Source organism: Rhizobium sp. BK650 (genome assembly GCF_014195325.1).
In the GTDB taxonomy this organism is placed as follows: Bacteria; Pseudomonadota; Alphaproteobacteria; order Rhizobiales; family Rhizobiaceae; genus Rhizobium.
Genome location: NZ_JACIBK010000004.1, coordinates 231,384 through 248,483 on the forward strand (window position 1 = coordinate 231,384; position 17,100 = coordinate 248,483).

General features: G+C 59.7%; 17 protein-coding genes. 4 read left to right on the forward strand and 13 right to left on the reverse strand.

Going from position 1 to position 17,100, the window contains the following annotated elements; translation table 11 throughout:
* Positions 1–36: 36 nt before the first annotated feature.
* The 4 genes from FHX15_RS12960 to FHX15_RS12975 all read right to left on the reverse strand — a co-directional run bounded on the left by FHX15_RS12960 (position 37) and on the right by FHX15_RS12975 (position 6,391).
* The gene (locus tag FHX15_RS12960) at positions 37–867 is read right to left on the reverse strand and encodes a polysaccharide deacetylase family protein (RefSeq protein ID WP_184397630.1); all 831 of its coding nucleotides are present in this window, start codon (positions 865–867) and stop codon (positions 37–39) included.
* Between the two features lie 186 nt (positions 868–1,053).
* Positions 1,054–2,934: an ABC-F family ATP-binding cassette domain-containing protein gene (locus FHX15_RS12965; protein WP_184397632.1), complete on the reverse strand. Its 1,881-nt coding sequence runs from the start codon at positions 2,932–2,934 to the stop codon at positions 1,054–1,056.
* 122 nt (positions 2,935–3,056) lie between these two features.
* Positions 3,057–4,109, reverse strand: a complete 1,053-nt coding sequence (locus tag FHX15_RS12970) for a sensor domain-containing diguanylate cyclase (protein WP_184397634.1) — start codon at positions 4,107–4,109, stop codon at positions 3,057–3,059.
* 239 nt (positions 4,110–4,348) lie between these two features.
* Entirely contained in the window at positions 4,349–6,391 is a 2,043-nt protein-coding gene (locus FHX15_RS12975) for an SPFH domain-containing protein (protein ID WP_184397636.1), read from the reverse strand.
* Between the two features lie 525 nt (positions 6,392–6,916).
* On the opposite strand from FHX15_RS12975, the gene FHX15_RS12980 reads away from it, so the two are divergent.
* Together FHX15_RS12980 and ndk are read left to right on the forward strand one after the other, a co-directional pair.
* Complete coding sequence (locus tag FHX15_RS12980; protein ID WP_184397638.1) at positions 6,917–7,606, forward strand: glutathione S-transferase family protein; 690 nt, start codon at positions 6,917–6,919, stop codon at positions 7,604–7,606.
* Between the two features lie 83 nt (positions 7,607–7,689).
* Positions 7,690–8,112: a nucleoside-diphosphate kinase gene (gene ndk, locus FHX15_RS12985; protein ID WP_112565949.1), complete on the forward strand. Its 423-nt coding sequence runs from the start codon at positions 7,690–7,692 to the stop codon at positions 8,110–8,112.
* Positions 8,113–8,179: 67 nt separating this feature from the next.
* Here the strand turns inward: ndk and FHX15_RS12990 are convergent, their stop codons facing one another.
* On the reverse strand, positions 8,180–8,686 hold the full coding sequence (locus FHX15_RS12990; RefSeq protein ID WP_184397640.1) for a hypothetical protein: 507 nt from the start codon (positions 8,684–8,686) through the stop codon (positions 8,180–8,182).
* Entirely contained in the window at positions 8,683–9,231 is a 549-nt protein-coding gene (locus FHX15_RS12995; protein ID WP_184397642.1) for a CGNR zinc finger domain-containing protein, read from the reverse strand. The genes FHX15_RS12990 and FHX15_RS12995 overlap by 4 nt, the downstream gene beginning before the upstream one ends.
* Before the next feature lie 66 nt (positions 9,232–9,297).
* On the opposite strand from FHX15_RS12995, the gene FHX15_RS13000 reads away from it, so the two are divergent.
* Positions 9,298–10,194: a branched-chain amino acid ABC transporter permease gene (locus FHX15_RS13000; RefSeq protein ID WP_184397644.1), complete on the forward strand. Its 897-nt coding sequence runs from the start codon at positions 9,298–9,300 to the stop codon at positions 10,192–10,194.
* Here the strand turns inward: FHX15_RS13000 and FHX15_RS13005 are convergent, their stop codons facing one another.
* The 5 genes from FHX15_RS13005 to FHX15_RS13025 all read right to left on the reverse strand — a co-directional run bounded on the left by FHX15_RS13005 (position 10,195) and on the right by FHX15_RS13025 (position 14,448).
* Positions 10,195–10,656: a molybdenum cofactor biosynthesis protein MoaE gene (locus FHX15_RS13005; RefSeq protein WP_184397646.1), complete on the reverse strand. Its 462-nt coding sequence runs from the start codon at positions 10,654–10,656 to the stop codon at positions 10,195–10,197.
* Positions 10,657–10,689: 33 nt separating this feature from the next.
* Complete coding sequence (moaD, locus tag FHX15_RS13010) at positions 10,690–10,944, reverse strand: molybdopterin converting factor subunit 1 (protein ID WP_184397648.1); 255 nt, start codon at positions 10,942–10,944, stop codon at positions 10,690–10,692.
* Entirely contained in the window at positions 10,941–11,531 is a 591-nt protein-coding gene (gene pgsA / locus FHX15_RS13015) for a CDP-diacylglycerol--glycerol-3-phosphate 3-phosphatidyltransferase (RefSeq protein ID WP_184397649.1), read from the reverse strand. Before pgsA ends, moaD begins: the two co-directional genes overlap by 4 nt.
* Before the next feature lie 110 nt (positions 11,532–11,641).
* Positions 11,642–13,684, reverse strand: coding sequence for an excinuclease ABC subunit UvrC (gene uvrC / locus FHX15_RS13020; protein WP_184397651.1), 2,043 nt, complete (start codon positions 13,682–13,684; stop codon positions 11,642–11,644).
* Positions 13,681–14,448, reverse strand: a complete 768-nt coding sequence (locus tag FHX15_RS13025) for an SDR family oxidoreductase (RefSeq protein ID WP_184397653.1) — start codon at positions 14,446–14,448, stop codon at positions 13,681–13,683. The genes uvrC and FHX15_RS13025 overlap by 4 nt, the downstream gene beginning before the upstream one ends.
* A gap of 363 nt (positions 14,449–14,811) precedes the next feature.
* Between FHX15_RS13025 and FHX15_RS13030 the strand changes: the two genes are divergently transcribed.
* Positions 14,812–15,444, forward strand: coding sequence for an outer membrane protein (locus FHX15_RS13030; RefSeq protein ID WP_184397654.1), 633 nt, complete (start codon positions 14,812–14,814; stop codon positions 15,442–15,444).
* Between the two features lie 75 nt (positions 15,445–15,519).
* Here FHX15_RS13030 and FHX15_RS13035 read toward each other — a convergent pair whose 3' ends face one another.
* Together FHX15_RS13035 and FHX15_RS13040 are read right to left on the reverse strand one after the other, a co-directional pair.
* Positions 15,520–16,116: a glutathione S-transferase gene (locus tag FHX15_RS13035; protein ID WP_184397656.1), complete on the reverse strand. Its 597-nt coding sequence runs from the start codon at positions 16,114–16,116 to the stop codon at positions 15,520–15,522.
* 54 nt (positions 16,117–16,170) lie between these two features.
* Complete coding sequence (locus FHX15_RS13040) at positions 16,171–17,040, reverse strand: 23S rRNA (adenine(2030)-N(6))-methyltransferase RlmJ (protein WP_184397658.1); 870 nt, start codon at positions 17,038–17,040, stop codon at positions 16,171–16,173.
* Between the last annotated feature and the right edge of the window lie 60 nt (positions 17,041–17,100).

The window sequence follows — 17,100 nt, forward strand, 5'->3', positions numbered from 1 at the left end:
TTTATCAGAAAGCGATCCGCGGGCAAGCCACCCCTGTCAGAGCGAAGCCATTTCCACCGGTGCGGAGCTCTTTTTGAACTTCAGCGTCACTACCTTGTAGCCTTCTGTTTCGAGTTTCGAAAGCAGCGTCGGCAACATCGTCGCGGTACGCTTGTGGATGTCGTGCATCAGGATGATGCCGCGGCCGCGCTTGTGCAGTTGGTCCATCGTCCGTCTGGTGACGGCGACCGGCGTCGTGTTGAAATAGTCCTTGCTGTCGATATCCACATCCATGACGACCATGTCGCGCATGGCGATGGCGGTACGCAGCTTCTGGCTTTCGGCAAGATAGGGGAAGCGGAAGAAGTTCACATCCTCACCGGTCGCCCTGGTCACGGCCAGTTGGCCCTTGACGACCTCCTTCATCGCGGCATCGAAGCCCAGGGTGGCGAGATCGGCGTGCTGGTAGGTATGGCTTCCGATCGCATTGCCATCCTCGGCGACCTTGCGGGCAAGCTCCGGGTGCAACTCGGCCATGTGGCCAACCATCATGAAGGCGCCCTTGACGCCGAACTTGTCGAGGATCGCCAGAACCCTGTCGGTACGTCCGGGGATCGGCCCGTCGTCGAAGCTCAGGATCACTTCCTTGTCATGCAGCTTCAATTCGGAGAGCGAGGAGACCTCAAGTGTGCGGCCGGCCAGATGATGCCAGCCGTCATAGTGGGAGACATCAGCCTCTTCCTCGTTCTTTTTGGCGGGGCTTTTGCCCTCGGGCGCAATGATGGAAGACGTCTTGATCGTGGTATCCGGTTCCGGCTGCTTGGTAGTGGCGCAACCGGCAAGGGCAACGGTCAGCGCAATGCTGGACAAGGCGATGAAACGATACATGAAAGGGCTCAACAAATCAGCGAGGAAAGTTGAGACAACCTTTCTGATTATGGTTAACGATCGGTTGAGAACGGCTCGATCTGTGCCATTGCGCGGCACTTCGCCGCGTACCAAAAAAGGGTGGATTTTTAGGCATGAAAAAGCCGGCCTGCGCGGAGCCCGGCTGTGCGAAGCGCGGTCAACGCGTCAGCTCGCCATCGCTTCCTCATATTCCGAGGATAGTTCCAACCACTGCTCTTCGGCAGCGGCGAGCTTGGCGGCGGCCTCACCGCGCTGCTTGGCTTTTTCGGCGGCCTTGGCGGGTGCTTTTTCGTAGAGCGCCGGATCTGCAAGCTCCGCATCAAGAGCCTGAATCAATTTCTCCAGCTTGCCGGTCAAGGATTCGATTTCGTTGATCTTTTTCTTGAGCGGAGCAAGCGAGGCGCGCTTGTCGGCGTTCAGCTTGCGCTGGTCGGCCTTCGAAGAAGACTCGTCGGCCTGTTTCGGCTCTTCCTTCTTCTTGCCGGACGCAACGATCAGGTCGCGATACTCATCCATGTCGCCTTCGAATGTCGTCACCGTGCCGTTGTTGACCAGCCAGAGACGGTCGACGGTCGCCTCGATCAGGTGCCGGTCGTGCGAGATCAGGATAACGGCGCCATTGTAATCGTTCAGCGCCTCGATCAGCGCGCGGCGGCTGTCGATATCCAGGTGGTTCGTCGGTTCATCGAGGATCAGGAGATTCGGCGCATGAAAGGCAGCAAGCCCCATCAGCAGGCGCGCCTTCTCGCCACCCGAGAGGTCTTTCGCAGCTGTCGCCATCTTCTCCGTTGCAAGGCCCATCTGCGCCACGCGGGCGCGCACCTTGGCCTCGGGCTCCGTCGGCATCAGCCGGCGCACATGTTCGACCGGCGTTTCGTTCGGCACGAGATCGTCGAGCTGATGCTGCGCGAAGAAGCCGATCTTCAGGCCCGGTGCGAGGCGCATCTCACCGCTCTCAGCCGCAAGCCGCCCTGAGATGAATTTGGCAAAGGTCGACTTACCGTTGCCGTTCGAGCCGAGCAGCGCAATGCGATCGTCATTGTCGATGCGCAGATTGAGCCCCTTGAGGATCGGCTTGCCAGGCTCGTAGCCGACCGCGCCGCCGCTGATCGCGACGATCGGCGATGCCGGCTGCTTTTCGGGTTCGGGAAAGGTGATCGGCTGAACGTGATCCTCGACCACGGCCGCGACCGTGCCCATGCGCTCCAGCGCCTTGACGCGCGACTGGGCCTGCTTTGCCTTGGAAGCCTTGGCCTTGAAGCGGTCGATGAAGCTCTGCAGGTGTTTGCGCGCGGCCTCGTTCTTCGCCTTTGCCTTCATCTGCAGCTCGTCGGCTTCCGCCTTCTGCCGCTCGAACTGGTCGTAATTGCCGCGGTAGAAGGTGAGCTTCTTCTGGTCGAGATGCACGATCGAATTGACCGCATTGTTGAGCAGATCGCGGTCGTGGCTGATGATGATGACCGTATGCGGGTAGCGGCGGATGTAATCTTCGAGCCACATCGTTCCTTCGAGGTCGAGATAGTTCGTCGGCTCGTCGAGCAGCAGCAGGTCCGGCTCCGTAAAGAGCACGGAGGCGAGCGCCACGCGCATCCTCCAGCCGCCCGAGAAGGAGGAGGCCGGCCGCGCCTGGGCTTCCTGATTGAAGCCGAGGCCTGAGAGGATGCTGGCGGCGCGCGCTTCCGCCGAATGCGCGTCGATATCGACGAGGCGCATCTGGATTTCAGCGATACGGTGTGGGTCGGTGGCCGTCTCCGCCTCCCAAAGCAGTGCCGCGCGCTCCTTGTCGGCGGACAGTACGATATTGATCAGCGATTCCTCGGTACCTGGCGCTTCCTGCTTCACCTGGCCCATGCGCGCATTCTTGGGGATCGATATCGTCCCGCTTTCCGCTCCCAGATCGCCTGATATGACGCGGAAAAGGGTGGATTTGCCGGCGCCGTTGCGTCCCACAAGCCCCGCCTTCGTGCCTGACGGCAGCGAAACGCTGGCATGGTCGAGAAGCAGTCGGCCGGCGATGCGGGCGGAGATATCTGAAATCGTGATCATGCGCGCGGTTTTGGCCGAAAGCCGCCGCCAAGGCAAGATGGAGCAGCGCCGGCTTCGACGATCGGTTCGTCGTAGACAGCGAATGGCTGATGACTGTTGTCCGCCGTCGATAGTTCACCGCGTCAGCGCCCGAAGGCCTGCACCGGTTGGCGTGGGTTGGACCGGGCGGCGAGCAGCGCCACACGGGCATTGGCCTGGAGCTGGCTGGGTGTTGCCGCATCGCCGCTGAGTGCTACCCCAACCGAAATCGTCAGGCCGCTTGCCGCCGACGTGTCGGACGCCGCGAAGACGAGATTGTCCTCGACGGAACTGCGCAGCCGTTCGGCGATCGCCAGCGCATCCTGCATGCCGACATTGGCAAAGAGGAAGGCGAATTCGTCAGCCTCCAGGCGCGCAATGAAATCGTTTTTCTTCACCGTCTTGCGGAAGAGGCCGGCAAGCTTCTTCAGAAGCTTGTTGCCAGTCTGCGCACCGTAGCGTGCGGTAAGTCCCTTGAAATCATCGATGTCGATCATGATCAGCGCGCTGCCGGCCGCACCGTCTTCCTGACCATAGAGGTCGTCGAGTGCACGATTGAGGCCGATACGGTTTGGCAGGCCGGTGATCTTGTCGGTGACCGTTGCCGCCTGCACGGCCGAAATGCCGCGCTCCAGCGCCGCCAGCCGTTCGATATCCTTTTCCAGCGTCGTGCCGATCGTGCGCTCAGCGGCAAGCACGGCTGAAAGCGAGGCGGCGAGATACTCGACCTCGGCCATGAAGTCGGCAAGGCTCTGGTGCTCCTGCTGACCCGTGACGGATTTGAGGATTGTCTCGCAGGCACGCGAGAAGGCCTGGTGATGCAGGCGCCCCTCGGCGAGCCGCTCGGCAGTTTCCCTGAGAATGCGGCTCGCTTCGTCGCGCGAGCGGTCGCCCGCCAGCCCGTAATGGCCGACGAGCCGATAGCGCAGGCCGAGATCGTCCAGAGCCTCTTGCTGCGGACGTGAACCGAGGGCTGCGATATCCTGCGCCAGCCCGGCATTCAGGCCGATCAGTGCCTCATGGAACAGTTCATAGTTGCGCGGCAGGCCCGCCACGTTCAGCCGCATCATGTGCTGAGCGACTTTCTGCACGTCAGCCGCCGGCGCCGGCCGCGTCGCCTCTCGCGCATTCAATGCATTTGCAACGGCAGTCTGCATGACGATCCCCCGCAGTCCGGCTTCGATTCCTTCGTTCCGCTATGCCTGCAAGATTTTAATGGAGGCTGAATTTTCAACGGGAAACGCTGGATTGGCGGGGGAGCCGGCAAAGGCGGTTAATGCGGTCTTGCTGGCTGGAAGAGCCTAGCGCCGTCATGGCCGCCAATTTGACGAAACCCCAGTTCCGCTTTGGATGGCAGCGCAAAAAGAATGGGCCGGAATGAACGGCCCATCCGTACTCAATTCTGCTCGGTCGGCCCCGGTACCGCAGCCGGTGAGCCCTGCCTTCCAAGCCGGTCGGCGACCAGCATCGACAGCATCATTTCCACAAGGCCATTGGTGGCGCCTTTTTCGCCGCCGCCGCCGACTTGGATCTGCGGCACCAGTGGCAGCCTGCCATTTTCGATCGCCTCGGCAAAGCGCATGAGGACCTGCGAGTTGAGCTGGTAGTCCGGCCCGCCGAAGGCGGCGACTTTCTTCTCGGTGGCCTCGGCTTCCGCCAGACCGATGGCGCGCACCTTCTGGGCATCCGCAAGACCGGTGGCCTTGATGCGTTCGGCATCGGCAAGGGCGACGGCCTTGATCCGGTCGGCTTCGCCGAGGCCTGCAAGGCGCACCTTCTCGGCCTCCGCCTTGGCGGTAACCTGTATAGTTTCCGCCTGCTGGCGGGTGCGGGCGAGCTGCGCCTTGCCTTCGTTTTCGCTGATCTCGATCGTGAGTGCCGATGTCGTGATTTTGGCCTGTTGTTCGGCGAGCGCTTCCTTTTCGCGCAATGTGCGCTCCTGGATCGCAGCCGCCTCCTGCAATTTATAGGTCTCGACCTTTTCAACGGCGATCTGGCGCTCGCGCAACTGGATCAGGATCTGCTCTATGCTGTTCTGGCCACTGCCGGCGCGGGGCGTGCCGATCAGTACCTCCTGCAGTTCGAGGCTGTAGGAGCCGAACTTCTCACGCATTTCCTCGCCGGATTTGCGCTGGATTTCGCTGCGCTCCTGCAGCAGCTCGATCAAGGTCTTGGTCTGGGCGATATTCTTGAAATAGGCCGAAACCATCGGGTCGAGCGTCTGTTCGACGAGACGTTTGATATCCCCGAAACGCTGCACGACGAGGGGCGCCTTCATATAGTCGATATGCACGACGACCGAGAGTGGCAGCACCGGTTCGAACGCATCCTTGGTGATCAGCGACACTTCCGAAAGGTTCTCGTCCAGCCTGTGCTCGCCGAACTGTTCCTTGGTCCATTTGAGCACGAAGTTGGTGGTCGGGACGATGACGATATTGCCGGCATAGGTGTTGAAGGCATATTTGCCCGGCAGAAGCGGCGTCGACCAGACACCGCGTGCGCCCGTCTCGACGAGTTCGCCGTGACGATAGGATTGGCCCGAGATATCCGCGCCGCGACGGCCGGTATAGGAGACAACGACGCCCACCGTACCAACGTCGATAATCGTCTTCTCGACCAGTTCGACTGTTGCGAAGATGCGGTTGAGGAAATAGCTGCCGTCGGCAAGCACCTGCAATTGCCGCCCGCGATAACCGCCGGCATTGAGAAACTTCTCCGGATCCTGGAAATTGTTGTGGAAGTTTGGATCCTTCGGGTTGTTGGCAACGCTCGGGGCAATGATCTCGCCATCCGGCAACGCCGGACCGTCATGGATGGTCACGATGCCGATCAGGTCCTCGGCATCATGGATTACGACGGGCACGAAGCCGTCTCGCTCAGCAATCAAAGTCGACATGTCGGCAAACAGTCTTTGTTCCGAAGCATTCAGGTTGACGGCATAGGTCGACTGGGCGGTCAGCACGATGAACTGCGCGAGATTGATAGCATAGGTGCCTTCGCGCAAGATCTTGCGCTGCGGCCCTTTCTGGCCGCCTTTCGTGAGAAAGCCGCGTACGTCCTCGAAATCATCGGCGTCGACATTCGAGGCAAGCGTCTGGGTCGGCGGCAACGGCTCGCCGTCGCGGGCGAAGACATAACCGATCTGTCCTTGTGGAATGGTCACGAGATTGGCGCGATGCATCGAATACTGGAACGGCATGAAGAAATGCAGGCCGCCGCGCACGACTTCCGGCTGGAAGCCGGCCTCTCCATAGAGCGCAATGAAGCCGTTCTCGACGGAGCCGCGAAAACTCCACAGTTTTTCGAGAATGCCGAGCCTGTCGTTTGGGATATAGCGGACCACGCCACTCCACCGGAACAGGGCTGCCAGCACGAGGAGCAGGACGGCGATTTCGATTGCCTTCCATCCCGCCGGACTAAGATATTGCAGGGTTTCCATTTTTTCTCTCGCATGGGCGTGCGGGTTCGTCCACCCGACGGCCGCCTGGTTGGTTGTTGGTTGATAAGAGGGGGAGGGGCGCGCCTATTCGCTCGACGCACTGTGAACGTGTCGAACGCTTGGGCTGCTCGTTGTCTGGAAAAATGACCGCGCGTTCCGAGTCCCCACTAAGGGCGGTGCAGTCGTGAGTGATCTCACATCGGTGTTGCCTTGATAGACATAACGCTTAAGCACGTAGGGACGACGCCTACAAGTTTAAAGGCGTCTAGCGCAGAAATCGGGTAAGTATTTCCAGCGGTTTCGCTATTTGTAGCATTCAATTCTGCTGAATTATACATGGGCGATGGCGTCGAACTAACTTCTAAGCCAAATGGCGATCACTGTGAGTTGGACGAAGCCCGAAGCTGGCAAGGAAATCGTCACAGTCTGTAGAAGCGAGAGTGATGACGCCATGAATTTTCCTGATTTGATCGCGGGCGCCTTTTGTCGTGGAGTGGAGAAAGCCGCGATATCGAAAGGACTGATATGACCAGAGCTCTCTATTCCCTGTGCGGCGCTGACGAGCGCCACCTCTTCTCGCCGCATTGCTGGAAGGCGGTGATGGCGCTTGCCCACAAGGGCCTCGATTTCGAGGAGGTACCAACGACCTATAGCCGCATCGCCGCGGTCGGCGGTGGCTTTTCCAAAACCGTGCCGGTTTTGGATGACAATGGCCGGCTGGTATCGGACAGTTTCGATATCGCTCTCTATCTGGAAGAGGCCTATCCCGACCGCCCGTCGCTCTTCAAGGGGGAGGGCGGCAAGGCCCTGTCGCGAATGGTTGAAGGCTATTCGCAAATGATCATTCATCCGGCGGTCATGCGGATTGCGCTACTCGATATTCATTCGATCCTCGATGAGGGCGACAAAGCCTATTTCAGGGCCAGCCGTGAGGAGCGCCTGGGCAAGCCGTTGGAAGAATTCGCCGCCGGACGCGACGCGGAGAGAGAAGCCTTCGCCACCAAGCTTGAGCCGATGCGCCATATGCTGAAGTTTCAGCCTTTCATCGGCGGCGACGGCCCGCTCTTTGCCGATTACATCGTCTTCGGGGCGCTGCAATGGCTGCGCATCGCCGCCGGCCTTGCCATGCTGGCTGCTGACGACCCCGTCATGGTCTGGTTCGAGCGCTGCCTCGATCTCCATGAAAGCCGGGGCCGGACTGTGACAGCGGCGTGAAATTGCCATAGACCCCTTGTTTTCAGGCGGTGAGGCGGGTAAAGACCGCCCACTTTTCCCCGATGAGTATGAGGATCTGAATTATGGCGATTGAACGCACCTTCTCGATGATCAAGCCGGATGCAACGAAGCGCAACCTGACGGGCGCTATCACCAAGATGCTCGAAGATGCCGGCCTGCGCGTCGTCGCCTCCAAGCGCGTCTGGATGAGCAAGCGCGAAGCTGAGGGCTTCTACGCTGTTCACAAGGACCGTCCGTTCTTCGGCGAGCTCGTCGAAGGCATGACCTCCGGCCCGACCGTCGTTCAGGTTCTGGAAGGCGAAGGCGCCATCCTCAAGAACCGCGAAATCATGGGCGCAACCAACCCGGCAAACGCTGCCGAAGGCACGATCCGCAAGGTTCATGCTCTCTCGATCGGCGAAAACTCGGTCCACGGTTCCGACGCCCCGGAAACGGCTGCCCAGGAAATCAAGTACTGGTTCTCCGACACCGAAATCGTCGGCTGATTCAGCGCGCGAGCATTGAATTGATCGAGAAAAGCCGGGCTTGTCTCGGCTTTTTTGTTTTGCGGATTCAGGCCGGACACTTGTCCGTATTGGAAAAATCCGTCGTGCCGTCCGGTTTGAAAACCTCAGGGTTCTTCTCGTATCCCGCGCCGACCACCAGCGGTTTGCTCGGCAGCACCGTTTGGTCGAGATCGGATTTGAACTGCGCCTTCAACTCCTGCAGGACCTTGCCATCTTTATCGACCAGCTTGACTGTCACCGAATAGAGCCGGTCCTTGACCACGCAGTGCAGGTTTTCACTCTGGACCGAAATCTTGTCATCCATCGGAAAAACCTTCTGGTTCAGAACCAGCGGCGCACCGCCCTGCGGATTTTCGAATTCGGCGACAATGGATGACCCATCGGGGATAGGCGCCGTCTTCTTCAGCGTCAGCAGATAGGTGGCGCTTGCGACGCGATAATTGAAGACGAAGAGGTGCCCCGTCACTTCCAGCATGGTTTCGGCCTGGCGCTGGCAAGCGGAAAGCAAAAGTCCCGCTGCCGCTAGAGCCGTGATGATTGAGCGCCGCTTCATGGCGTCTCCTCCTTCTTTTTCCTCCGGTAATGCCTGATCGCCTTGGCGCGATTGCCGCAGACGGCCATGTCGCACCAGGCACGGCTTTTGTTCTTGCTGCGGTCGATGAACAGCCAGCCGCAATTGCCGCAGATCTTCATTCGCTGCGGGTCCGGCATGGCGAGCAGCCGCAAGACAGAATGAGCCGTCGCCGTATCGAGACCCTTTTCCGCTGCCCCGCGCAGCGTTCGAGCCAGCGTCTCCAGCAGTTCGGCGAGCAGCCTGTCGTCATTTCCCTCAAGTACGCGCTGCCGGAAGTATCTGTCCGTCGCTTCGCGCAGTTCGATAAAGTTCTCTCTATTCTGCGCTCCTACCGGCGCTATGTCGCCGAAAAGCGCCCGTTCGGCGCAGAATTCCTGTGCCGCCGCCGGGAAACGCTCCATTTGCTCTTCGGCCTCGAAGCGGTCGATACGGCGCGCCGTGTCGTGACGAAGGATGACGCTGTTGGCGACATCAAGCGCCAGCGCGCCGCCGGAAAAGCGGTGAGGGGTCCAGGAAAAGCTCATGGGAAAAATATAACTGGTAAAACACATTTTGCCAGTTATTATTTATAGCGATCCGGAGTGTCGGGAATGGCTTATCTTCTGCAGCAACTGGCGAATGCGGTGCCGCTCGCAGCACTCTACGCCACGCTTGCCTTCGGTTACTCGATAGCTTTTGGCGTGACGAAGAGGGCCGACATCACCTACGGGGCGATCATCGCCTTTGCCGGCCAGATTCTGCTGCTCTTCACTGATATGGCCTATAACCGGCTGTGGCTGGTGCTGCCGGCGGCGATCGCGATCGGTGTTTTCGCCTCGCTGATCTATTCGGTCGGGGCAGGCATCTGGATCGGACGATCCATCATGCAGCCGCTCGCCAGCAAGTCGCCGAACACGGTGATGGTTGCGGCACTCGGCATGATGATCGTGCTGATGGAGACGGCGCGCCTGGCCGCCAATACCCGCGCCATCTGGCTGCCGCCACTCCTGAATGATACCGTCGCCTTCTGGAGCGACGGCGTCTTTCAGGTGACCCTCACCTATATCCAGCTTCTGGATACTCTGCTGATGTGCGCGATCATCGCGATCGGCACGTTGATCGTGAAGCGCACAGCATGGGGGCGTCTGTGGCGGGCCGTCATCGACGATCCGCTTGCCGCCGAACTCTGCGGCACCAGCGCCAGCCGCGTCTTTTTGGTTTCCTACGCGGCGGCCGCGCTCGTCGCCACATGCTGCGGCATTCTAGCGACCTTCTATTACGGTTCGATGGATTTCGGCGCCGGGCTGATGTTCGGCCTCAAGGTGCTGATGATTGCGGCAGTCGGCGGCTATTCCGATCCGCTGCGCTCGGCGGGCGGCGCGGCCGGCCTGGCGCTGGTCGAGACGCTCTGGGGCGCCTACGGCTCCTTCATTTGGCGTGATCTCGCCATCTTCGCGCTGCTGGTACTCCTGCTGGTGATGAGCCGCCGCGAACGCGTCGTGCTCTGATTATTTCCAGCGGTCGCGCGCCTTGTCGTCGGTGTCCTTTGCCGGGACCCATTCACCCGAATGTCCATCCTTGCCGTGCTCCTTCTTCCAGAAGGGTGCGGAGGTCTTCAGGAAATCCATCACGAAGTTGGCACCGTCGAAGGCGGCCTGCCGGTGCGGAGCTGCTGCGACGACCAGCACGATATTCTCACCCGCCGCAATTTTGCCGAAGCGGTGGATCGCGGTGAGGCCGTTAAGCCCGAACCGCTCGATGGCGAGTTCGCCGATGCGGGTCATCTCCGCCTCGGCCATACCAGGGTAGTGTTCCAGTTCGAGTGCCGAGAGTGTGCCGCCTTCATCGCGACAGAGGCCGGAGAAGGTGACGACCGCGCCGATACCGGGCTTGCCTTTGGAAAGCCGGTCGACTTCCGTCTGCAGGTCGAAATCCTCGCGCTGGACGCGTATGGTGGGAATAATGGTCACAGCAGGCTCCTCAGCCCGACGGTACTGCCGTTCTCAGCCACCCGTCATCGGCGGGAAAATGCCGATTTCCTTTGCGCCTGTTATGGGCTCGTCATGCTCCACATGTTCCTGATCGATCGCGACCCGGATCACGTCGGGATATTGAAGAGCCATCTCATATTCTTCGCCCAGGCTCTTCAAATGATTCAGAAGATCGGCAACGCTGACGACGGAGGAGGGGAGTTCGATTTCCTCCTCGCCCTTGCCGATGCGTTCGCGCACCCAGGCGAAATAGACAAGCCGTGTCATTCTTCGTTATCCACCACGTGTTTCAGGCCGGCGCGGAAATAATCATAGCCAGTATAGATCGTCAGGAGTGCGGCGATCCAGAGAAGTGCAATCCCGGTCCAGGTCGTATAGGGGAAAATCGCGTCACCGGCCGGGCCGGCGAGCAGGAAAGCGATGGCCACAAGCTGCAGCGTCGTCTTCCACTTCGCAATGCGCGTCACCGGCACGCTGACCTTCAGCCCTGCCAGATATTCGCGCAGGCCCGACACCAGAATTTCACGGCAGAGGATAATGATCGCCGCCCAGAGCGACCAGCCGGCGATCGTGCCGTCGGCTGCGACCAGCAGCAGGATCGCGGAAACCAGCAGCTTGTCGGCGATCGGGTCCAGCATGCGACCGATATTCGACGTCTGGTTCCAGATGCGCGCGAGATATCCGTCGAGAAAATCGGTGAGCGAGGCGATGATGAAGATCCACAGCGCCACCCAGCGCGCCGTGTCGCTGCTGTTGAGCCGGCCTTCGATGAAGAAGCAGACGACGATCAGCGGCACCGCCAGGATGCGGCCGTAAGTCAGGAGATTGGGAATGTTATACGCGCGCGATGCCATGAAGCGGTTCTCTTTGATAGTGCGGCGGTAGATGACGGCTTTGCCCTTCGACCGTCAACATTCTTTCTGTTTTTTCGCCGCCTTTGGGCGGAATTTGCGACCGTCGCCGCCTATTTCGCGGCGTCGTCGTGAAAATGATTGTAGACCTGCTTTGCGACGGTCTCGGAAATGCCTTCTACCGCCATCAGGTCGGAAAGCGCGGCGCGCGATACAGCTTTCGCCGTACCGAAATGCTGCAGTAGCGCCCGCTTGCGCGACGGACCAATGCCGCCGATCTCGTCGAGCGGGTTCTTGACCATCTCCTTCTTACGCCGTGCGCGGTGGGAACCGATCGCGAAACGGTGGGCCTCGTCGCGCATGCGCTGAATGAAATAGAGAACCGGATCGCGCGGCGGCAGCGTGAAACTTCCCTTGCCTGGCGCGAAGAAACGTTCGCGCCCGGCTTCACGGTCGACACCCTTGGCGACACCGATGGCGATCACGCTGTCGGTAATGCCGAGCTCTTCCAGGATGGCGCGCACCGCCGTCATCTGCCCCTGGCCGCCGTCGATCAGGATGACATCCGGCCATGCAGGGAAGGGCATATCGGCCGCATCAGCGGGGGAGTTTTGCGCAGTCCGGTCCGGAATGCCCTCTTCCTTTAGTAGACGCGAGAAGCGCCGGGTCATCACCTCGCGCATCATGCCGAAGTCATCGCCCGGCGTGATGTCGGTCGATTTGATGTTGAACTTGCGATACTGGTTCTTCACGAAACCTTCCGGCCCGGCGACCACCATGCCGCCAACCGCATTCGTGCCCATGATATGCGAGTTATCGTAAATCTCGACGCGCTGCGGTACATAGGGCAGGCCGAAAGTCTCCTTGAAGCCTTCCAGCAGCCGCGATTGTGATGCCGTCTCGGCAAGCTTTCGGCCATGCGCCTCGCGGGCGTTGGCGATTACATGCTCGACCAGATCGCGCTTTTCGCCGCGCTGGGGAACGAGGATCGAGACTTTGTGCCCGGCTTTTTCACTCAGAGCCGCTGCCAGCAGTTCCAGTTCCTCGACCGTCTCCGACAGCATGATCTGCCGCGGCACCGGCTTGTCGTCATAGAATTGCGCCAGGAACGCGTTCAGCACCTCGGCTCCCGACAGTTGCGGGTCGGCCTTCGGGAAATAGGCGCGGTTGCCCCAGTTCTGTCCCGTGCGGAAGAAGAACACCTGGATGCAGGAAATCCCGCCTTCGTGATGGATGGCGAAGACATCCGCCTCCTCGACGCCGGCCGGATTGATGCCCTGATGGCTCTGCACATGCGACAGAGCGGCAAGACGGTCGCGATAGATGGCAGCGCGTTCGAAATCGAGATCCTCGGCGGCAGCGTTCATCGCCTCCGCCATATGTTCCTTCACCTTCTGGCTCTTGCCGGAAAGGAAGTCCTTGGCCTCCTGCACCAGTTCCGCATAGCCTTCGTCGCTGACCTCATGCGTACAGGGTCCTGAGCAGCGCTTGATCTGATAGAGCAGGCAGGGCCGGGTGCGTGTTTCGAAGACGCTGTCGGTACAGGTGCGGATCAGGAAAGCGCGCTGCAGCGAATTGATCGTGCGGCCGACCGCACCAGCCGAGGCGAAGGGACCGAAATAGTCGCCCTTGCGGGCGCGGGCGCCGCGGTGCTTGAAGATGGCGGGAGCGCGATGATCACCTGTTATCAGAATATAGGGAAACGACTTGTCGTCTCGCAGCAGCACGTTAAAGCGCGGCCGCAAACGCTTGATCAGATTCGCTTCCAGGAGCAGCGCCTCGGTCTCCGTCCGTGTCGTGACGAATTCCATATTGGCGGTCTGACGCACCATCTGGGCAATGCGGTTGGAATGCACGCGGCCCATTGCGTAATTGCCGACGCGCTTCTTCAGGCTGCGGGCCTTGCCGACATAGAGCACGTCGCCCGCCTCGTTGAACATGCGGTAGACACCGGGGCTGTTCGGCAGGCGCTTGACGAATTCGGCGATCAGCTCCGCGCCGACAAGGCCAGTTTCGTTGATGCTGCCGGCATTCCAGTCGATCGACGCCGAAATCGGCGAGGCTGCGGCATCGCCTTCCACCTCGATGATATCGTCGTCATTGTCGTCGGTCTCGTCGTAAAGAACACCGCCATCGGGCAGCTTCTTGGCATTCATTCCTTGATCTCCAGCACGTCAGGCGTCTGCCACGCGAGATGCTGGCCGCCGTCGAGTGCAATCATCTGACCCGTGATCGAAGGAGTCTCGAACAGAAAACGAATCGTTCGGCCGAATTCCCTGAGCTGAGGTCCACGCTTCAAGATAAGGGCTGAGACCTGCGCTTGGAAGTCTTCCTGCAATTGCCGTTCGCTTGGCATCGACGGGCCGGGGCCAATCGCATTGACGCGGATGCGTGGAGCCAGCGCCTGTGCCATGGTCTGTGTCGCCGTCCACAGCGCCGATTTCGACAGTGTGTAGGAATAGAAACTCGGCCGTAGGGCCCAGACACGCTGGTCGATGATATTGACGATCAGCCCCTCAGCCGTCTCCGGCAACTGTTCCGCGAACTTGGCGGCAAGGATCGACGGCGCACGAACATGGATGGCGAAGTGCTGGTCCCACACCTGCGCATCGAATTTGGAGAGCGAATCCTCAAGAAAAATCGATGCATTGTTGACAAGCAAATCGATTGGTCCAAGCGCCTTGCAGACCTTTTCGATAAGCCCGCTCGCTTGATCGATTTGGGCGATATCAGCTTTGATCGCAACCGCCTGATGGCCCTTTTGCCGCAATTCCGCCACAAAATCTTCAGCCTCAGCCATCGCGCCATTGGCGTGGATCGCGACTGAAAAACCATTGGCAACAAGGTCTTCGGCGATTGCCCGGCCTATTCTTTTGGCGGAACCGGTTACAAGCGCTGCGCGAAGTCTCTTCTGGGTCAAGTTCCTGCCTTCTGGTCCTGCGAGTCTGGTTGTCGACTATATAAGGGCGGGTCTTCATTATATAAATAGGCCGAAAGCATTGCCCATCTGGTGTGGATATTCTATGTATTATTTGACGGATTGATTTATTAAAGAGTGTAGTTTCGGTTTAACGGAATATTATCCTTAATAAAATGTATGTTGCACTCAAGCAACATCGAATTTCTGCCGTCGCCCAGCCACAATGATATCACAATTTGGCTCTTTCAAATCCGCATTTGCATTCCAATTTCACTCTCGATCCGGAAGGGACATTTAGTAATCCCCCGTGAATGCTTCGCCGAGTTTGAGTTGACGAGCGCGCGGGACTGAAAGGAGATAAGTATGCGTATACTGTTTGCTGGCCTCATGGCTTCCGCTCTCGCCGTTGGCGGTTTCTCGGTCGCACAGGCAGCCGACGCCGTGGATCAGGTTCCGCAGGCTCCGGTCGCTGAGGAAACCCCGGCTCCGGTCAATAACTGGCAGGGCTTTTATCTCGGTGGCGCAGCCACCTACAACATGGGTAGCTTCGGTCATGACCGCAACACCTATGATTGGGGCGGCCAGCTCTTCACCGGCTACAATTTCCAGCAGGGTCAGATCGTTTACGGCGCTGAAGCCGATCTCGGTTATGGCGACGCTGACGTCACTGAAGGCGGCATCAAGAACAAGACCGGCTGGAACGGCTCCGTCCGCGGCCGCGTCGGTTACGACCTGAACCCCTTCCTGCTCTATGGTACCGCGGGTCTGGCGCTTGCTGATACCAAGGTCTCCGACGGCACGTCTTCCGACAGCAAGACCGCCTATGGCTACACGGTCGGCGCCGGTGTCGAAGCCTTCGTGACCAACAACATCACGACGCGCCTCGAATACCGCTATACCGACTACCAGAGCAAGGATTACAACCTCGACTCCGGCAGCGTTTCGCGCGGCTTCGACGAAAACAGCGTCAAGGTCGGTATCGGCGTCAAGTTCTGATACGGATTGCATCCAGCATGAAAAAGCCGGGCCTCGCGCCCGGCTTTTTTGTCGTCTTCCTTGCTCTCAAATTTCTCAAGCCTGGGGCTTCAGCTGCTCGTAGCCGTCGAACGCCTTTTCGAACTTTCCGAGCCAGTCGATCAGCTCAGCATGGTCCTCCTCCCACTGGCCCTTGAAGCGCAGATCGAGGTAGCCGATCGTAGCGGCAAGCGCGAAATGCCCGCCATGCAGCTTCTTGCCGAGCTTCGGCGCATTGGCAGCCAGATAGTTCAGTGAGGTCTCGACCTTTTTCCACTGCCGGTCGATCCAGGGCTGATGCACCTTTTCCTCATCGCGGAAACGGCGCTCGTAGACGATCGCCAGCAGGCAATCGCAAACGCCATCGCAAAGCGCCTCCAGCACTTCGGCATCGGTGCGCTTGCCCTTCTTTGAAGGATAGAGCGCACCTTTCGTCAACCGGTCGAAATAATGCATGATTGCGATGCTGTCGAAGACGGAGGTGCCGCCGTCAGTCAGCAGCGTCGGGATTTTGCCGAGCGGATTGTTGTCCACAAGGATCGCCGGGCCTGCATTCGTATCGACCCGGATTTCCGCCATCTCGAGGCCGAGATGGCGGGCGGCCATTCGCACCTTGCTGGAGAAAGGGGAGGTCGGGGAGCAGAGAAGCTTCATGAGGCACCTTTGAATTGCGGATGACGGAACTATTTCCCGTCCCCGGAGATTCGGTCAATCGCCCCTGGTGGCCTTCGTCTCGCCGCGCAGCCAGAAGGCACGTTGCGAGGCGAAACGATCCTGCGCCAGATGGTCCTTCAAAGCCGGAAGCAGCTGGTGCAATTCATCCTTCAGCGTGAAGGGCGGGTTGACGATGATGAGGCCGGAGCCCGTCAGTCCCGTCGTCTCGCGGTCGCTGCGCACGGCAAGTTCGGCGCAAAGCATTTTCGGAATCTCCGTCGCCTGCAGCGCCTCGTGGAACTCCTTGATCGGCGCGCCCTTTTTCAGCGGATACCAGAGGCAATAGGTGCCGCCGGGGAAGCGCCTGAAGGCCTTGGCAAGGCCATCCACCAGCCGCTCATATTCGCCGTCCTCTTCGAAAGGCGGATCGACGAGCACGATACCGCGCTTTTCCTTGGGCGGCAGATGCGCGCCGAGCGCCAGCCAGCCATCGAGCTCGGTGATGCGCGCATGGTGATCGCCTTCGAAGACGCGATGCAACCGGACAAAATCTTCCGGATGCAGTTCCATCGCCGAAAGCCGGTCCTGCGGGCGGAAGAGCATGCGGGCAAGCTTCGGCGAGCCGGGATAGAAGCGCAGACCGCCCTGGGGATTCAGCTCGCGGATGGCGGAGAGATAGGGTTCCAGAAGCTCTGAAACCTGCGGTCCGAGATCGATTTCGAGCAGCTTGCCGATACCGCCCTGCCATTCCCCCGTCTTCTGCGCTTCCTCGGAGGATAGGTCATAAAGGCCGATACCGGCATGCGTGTCGAGCACCCGGAAACCGCCCTCCTTTTTCTGCATGTAACGGATGAGCCGCGCCAGCACCGCATGCTTCAGAACATCGGCAAAATTACCTGCATGATAGATATGGCGATAGTTCATTTTCGCTGATGCCTGTTATGAATTCGGATGACAGGGAGTTTTTGTGCCTTTTGGCCGCCT

Excerpts from the sequence above, each read along its gene's own strand:
- FHX15_RS12960 (WP_184397630.1), bottom strand. The coding sequence starts at position 867 with ATGTATCGTTTCATCGCCTTGTCCAGCATTGCGCTGACCGTTGCCCTT.
- FHX15_RS12965 (WP_184397632.1), bottom strand. The coding sequence starts at position 2,934 with ATGATCACGATTTCAGATATCTCCGCCCGCATCGCCGGCCGACTGCTT.
- FHX15_RS12970 (WP_184397634.1), bottom strand. The coding sequence starts at position 4,109 with ATGCAGACTGCCGTTGCAAATGCATTGAATGCGCGAGAGGCGACGCGG.
- FHX15_RS12975 (WP_184397636.1), bottom strand. The coding sequence starts at position 6,391 with ATGGAAACCCTGCAATATCTTAGTCCGGCGGGATGGAAGGCAATCGAA.
- FHX15_RS12980 (WP_184397638.1), top strand. The coding sequence starts at position 6,917 with ATGACCAGAGCTCTCTATTCCCTGTGCGGCGCTGACGAGCGCCACCTC.
- ndk (WP_112565949.1), top strand. The coding sequence starts at position 7,690 with ATGGCGATTGAACGCACCTTCTCGATGATCAAGCCGGATGCAACGAAG.
- FHX15_RS12990 (WP_184397640.1), bottom strand. The coding sequence starts at position 8,686 with ATGAAGCGGCGCTCAATCATCACGGCTCTAGCGGCAGCGGGACTTTTG.
- FHX15_RS12995 (WP_184397642.1), bottom strand. The coding sequence starts at position 9,231 with ATGAGCTTTTCCTGGACCCCTCACCGCTTTTCCGGCGGCGCGCTGGCG.
- FHX15_RS13000 (WP_184397644.1), top strand. The coding sequence starts at position 9,298 with ATGGCTTATCTTCTGCAGCAACTGGCGAATGCGGTGCCGCTCGCAGCA.
- moaD (WP_184397648.1), bottom strand. The coding sequence starts at position 10,944 with ATGACACGGCTTGTCTATTTCGCCTGGGTGCGCGAACGCATCGGCAAG.
- pgsA (WP_184397649.1), bottom strand. The coding sequence starts at position 11,531 with ATGGCATCGCGCGCGTATAACATTCCCAATCTCCTGACTTACGGCCGC.
- uvrC (WP_184397651.1), bottom strand. The coding sequence starts at position 13,684 with ATGAATGCCAAGAAGCTGCCCGATGGCGGTGTTCTTTACGACGAGACC.
- FHX15_RS13030 (WP_184397654.1), top strand. The coding sequence starts at position 14,812 with ATGCGTATACTGTTTGCTGGCCTCATGGCTTCCGCTCTCGCCGTTGGC.
- FHX15_RS13035 (WP_184397656.1), bottom strand. The coding sequence starts at position 16,116 with ATGAAGCTTCTCTGCTCCCCGACCTCCCCTTTCTCCAGCAAGGTGCGA.
- FHX15_RS13040 (WP_184397658.1), bottom strand. The coding sequence starts at position 17,040 with ATGAACTATCGCCATATCTATCATGCAGGTAATTTTGCCGATGTTCTG.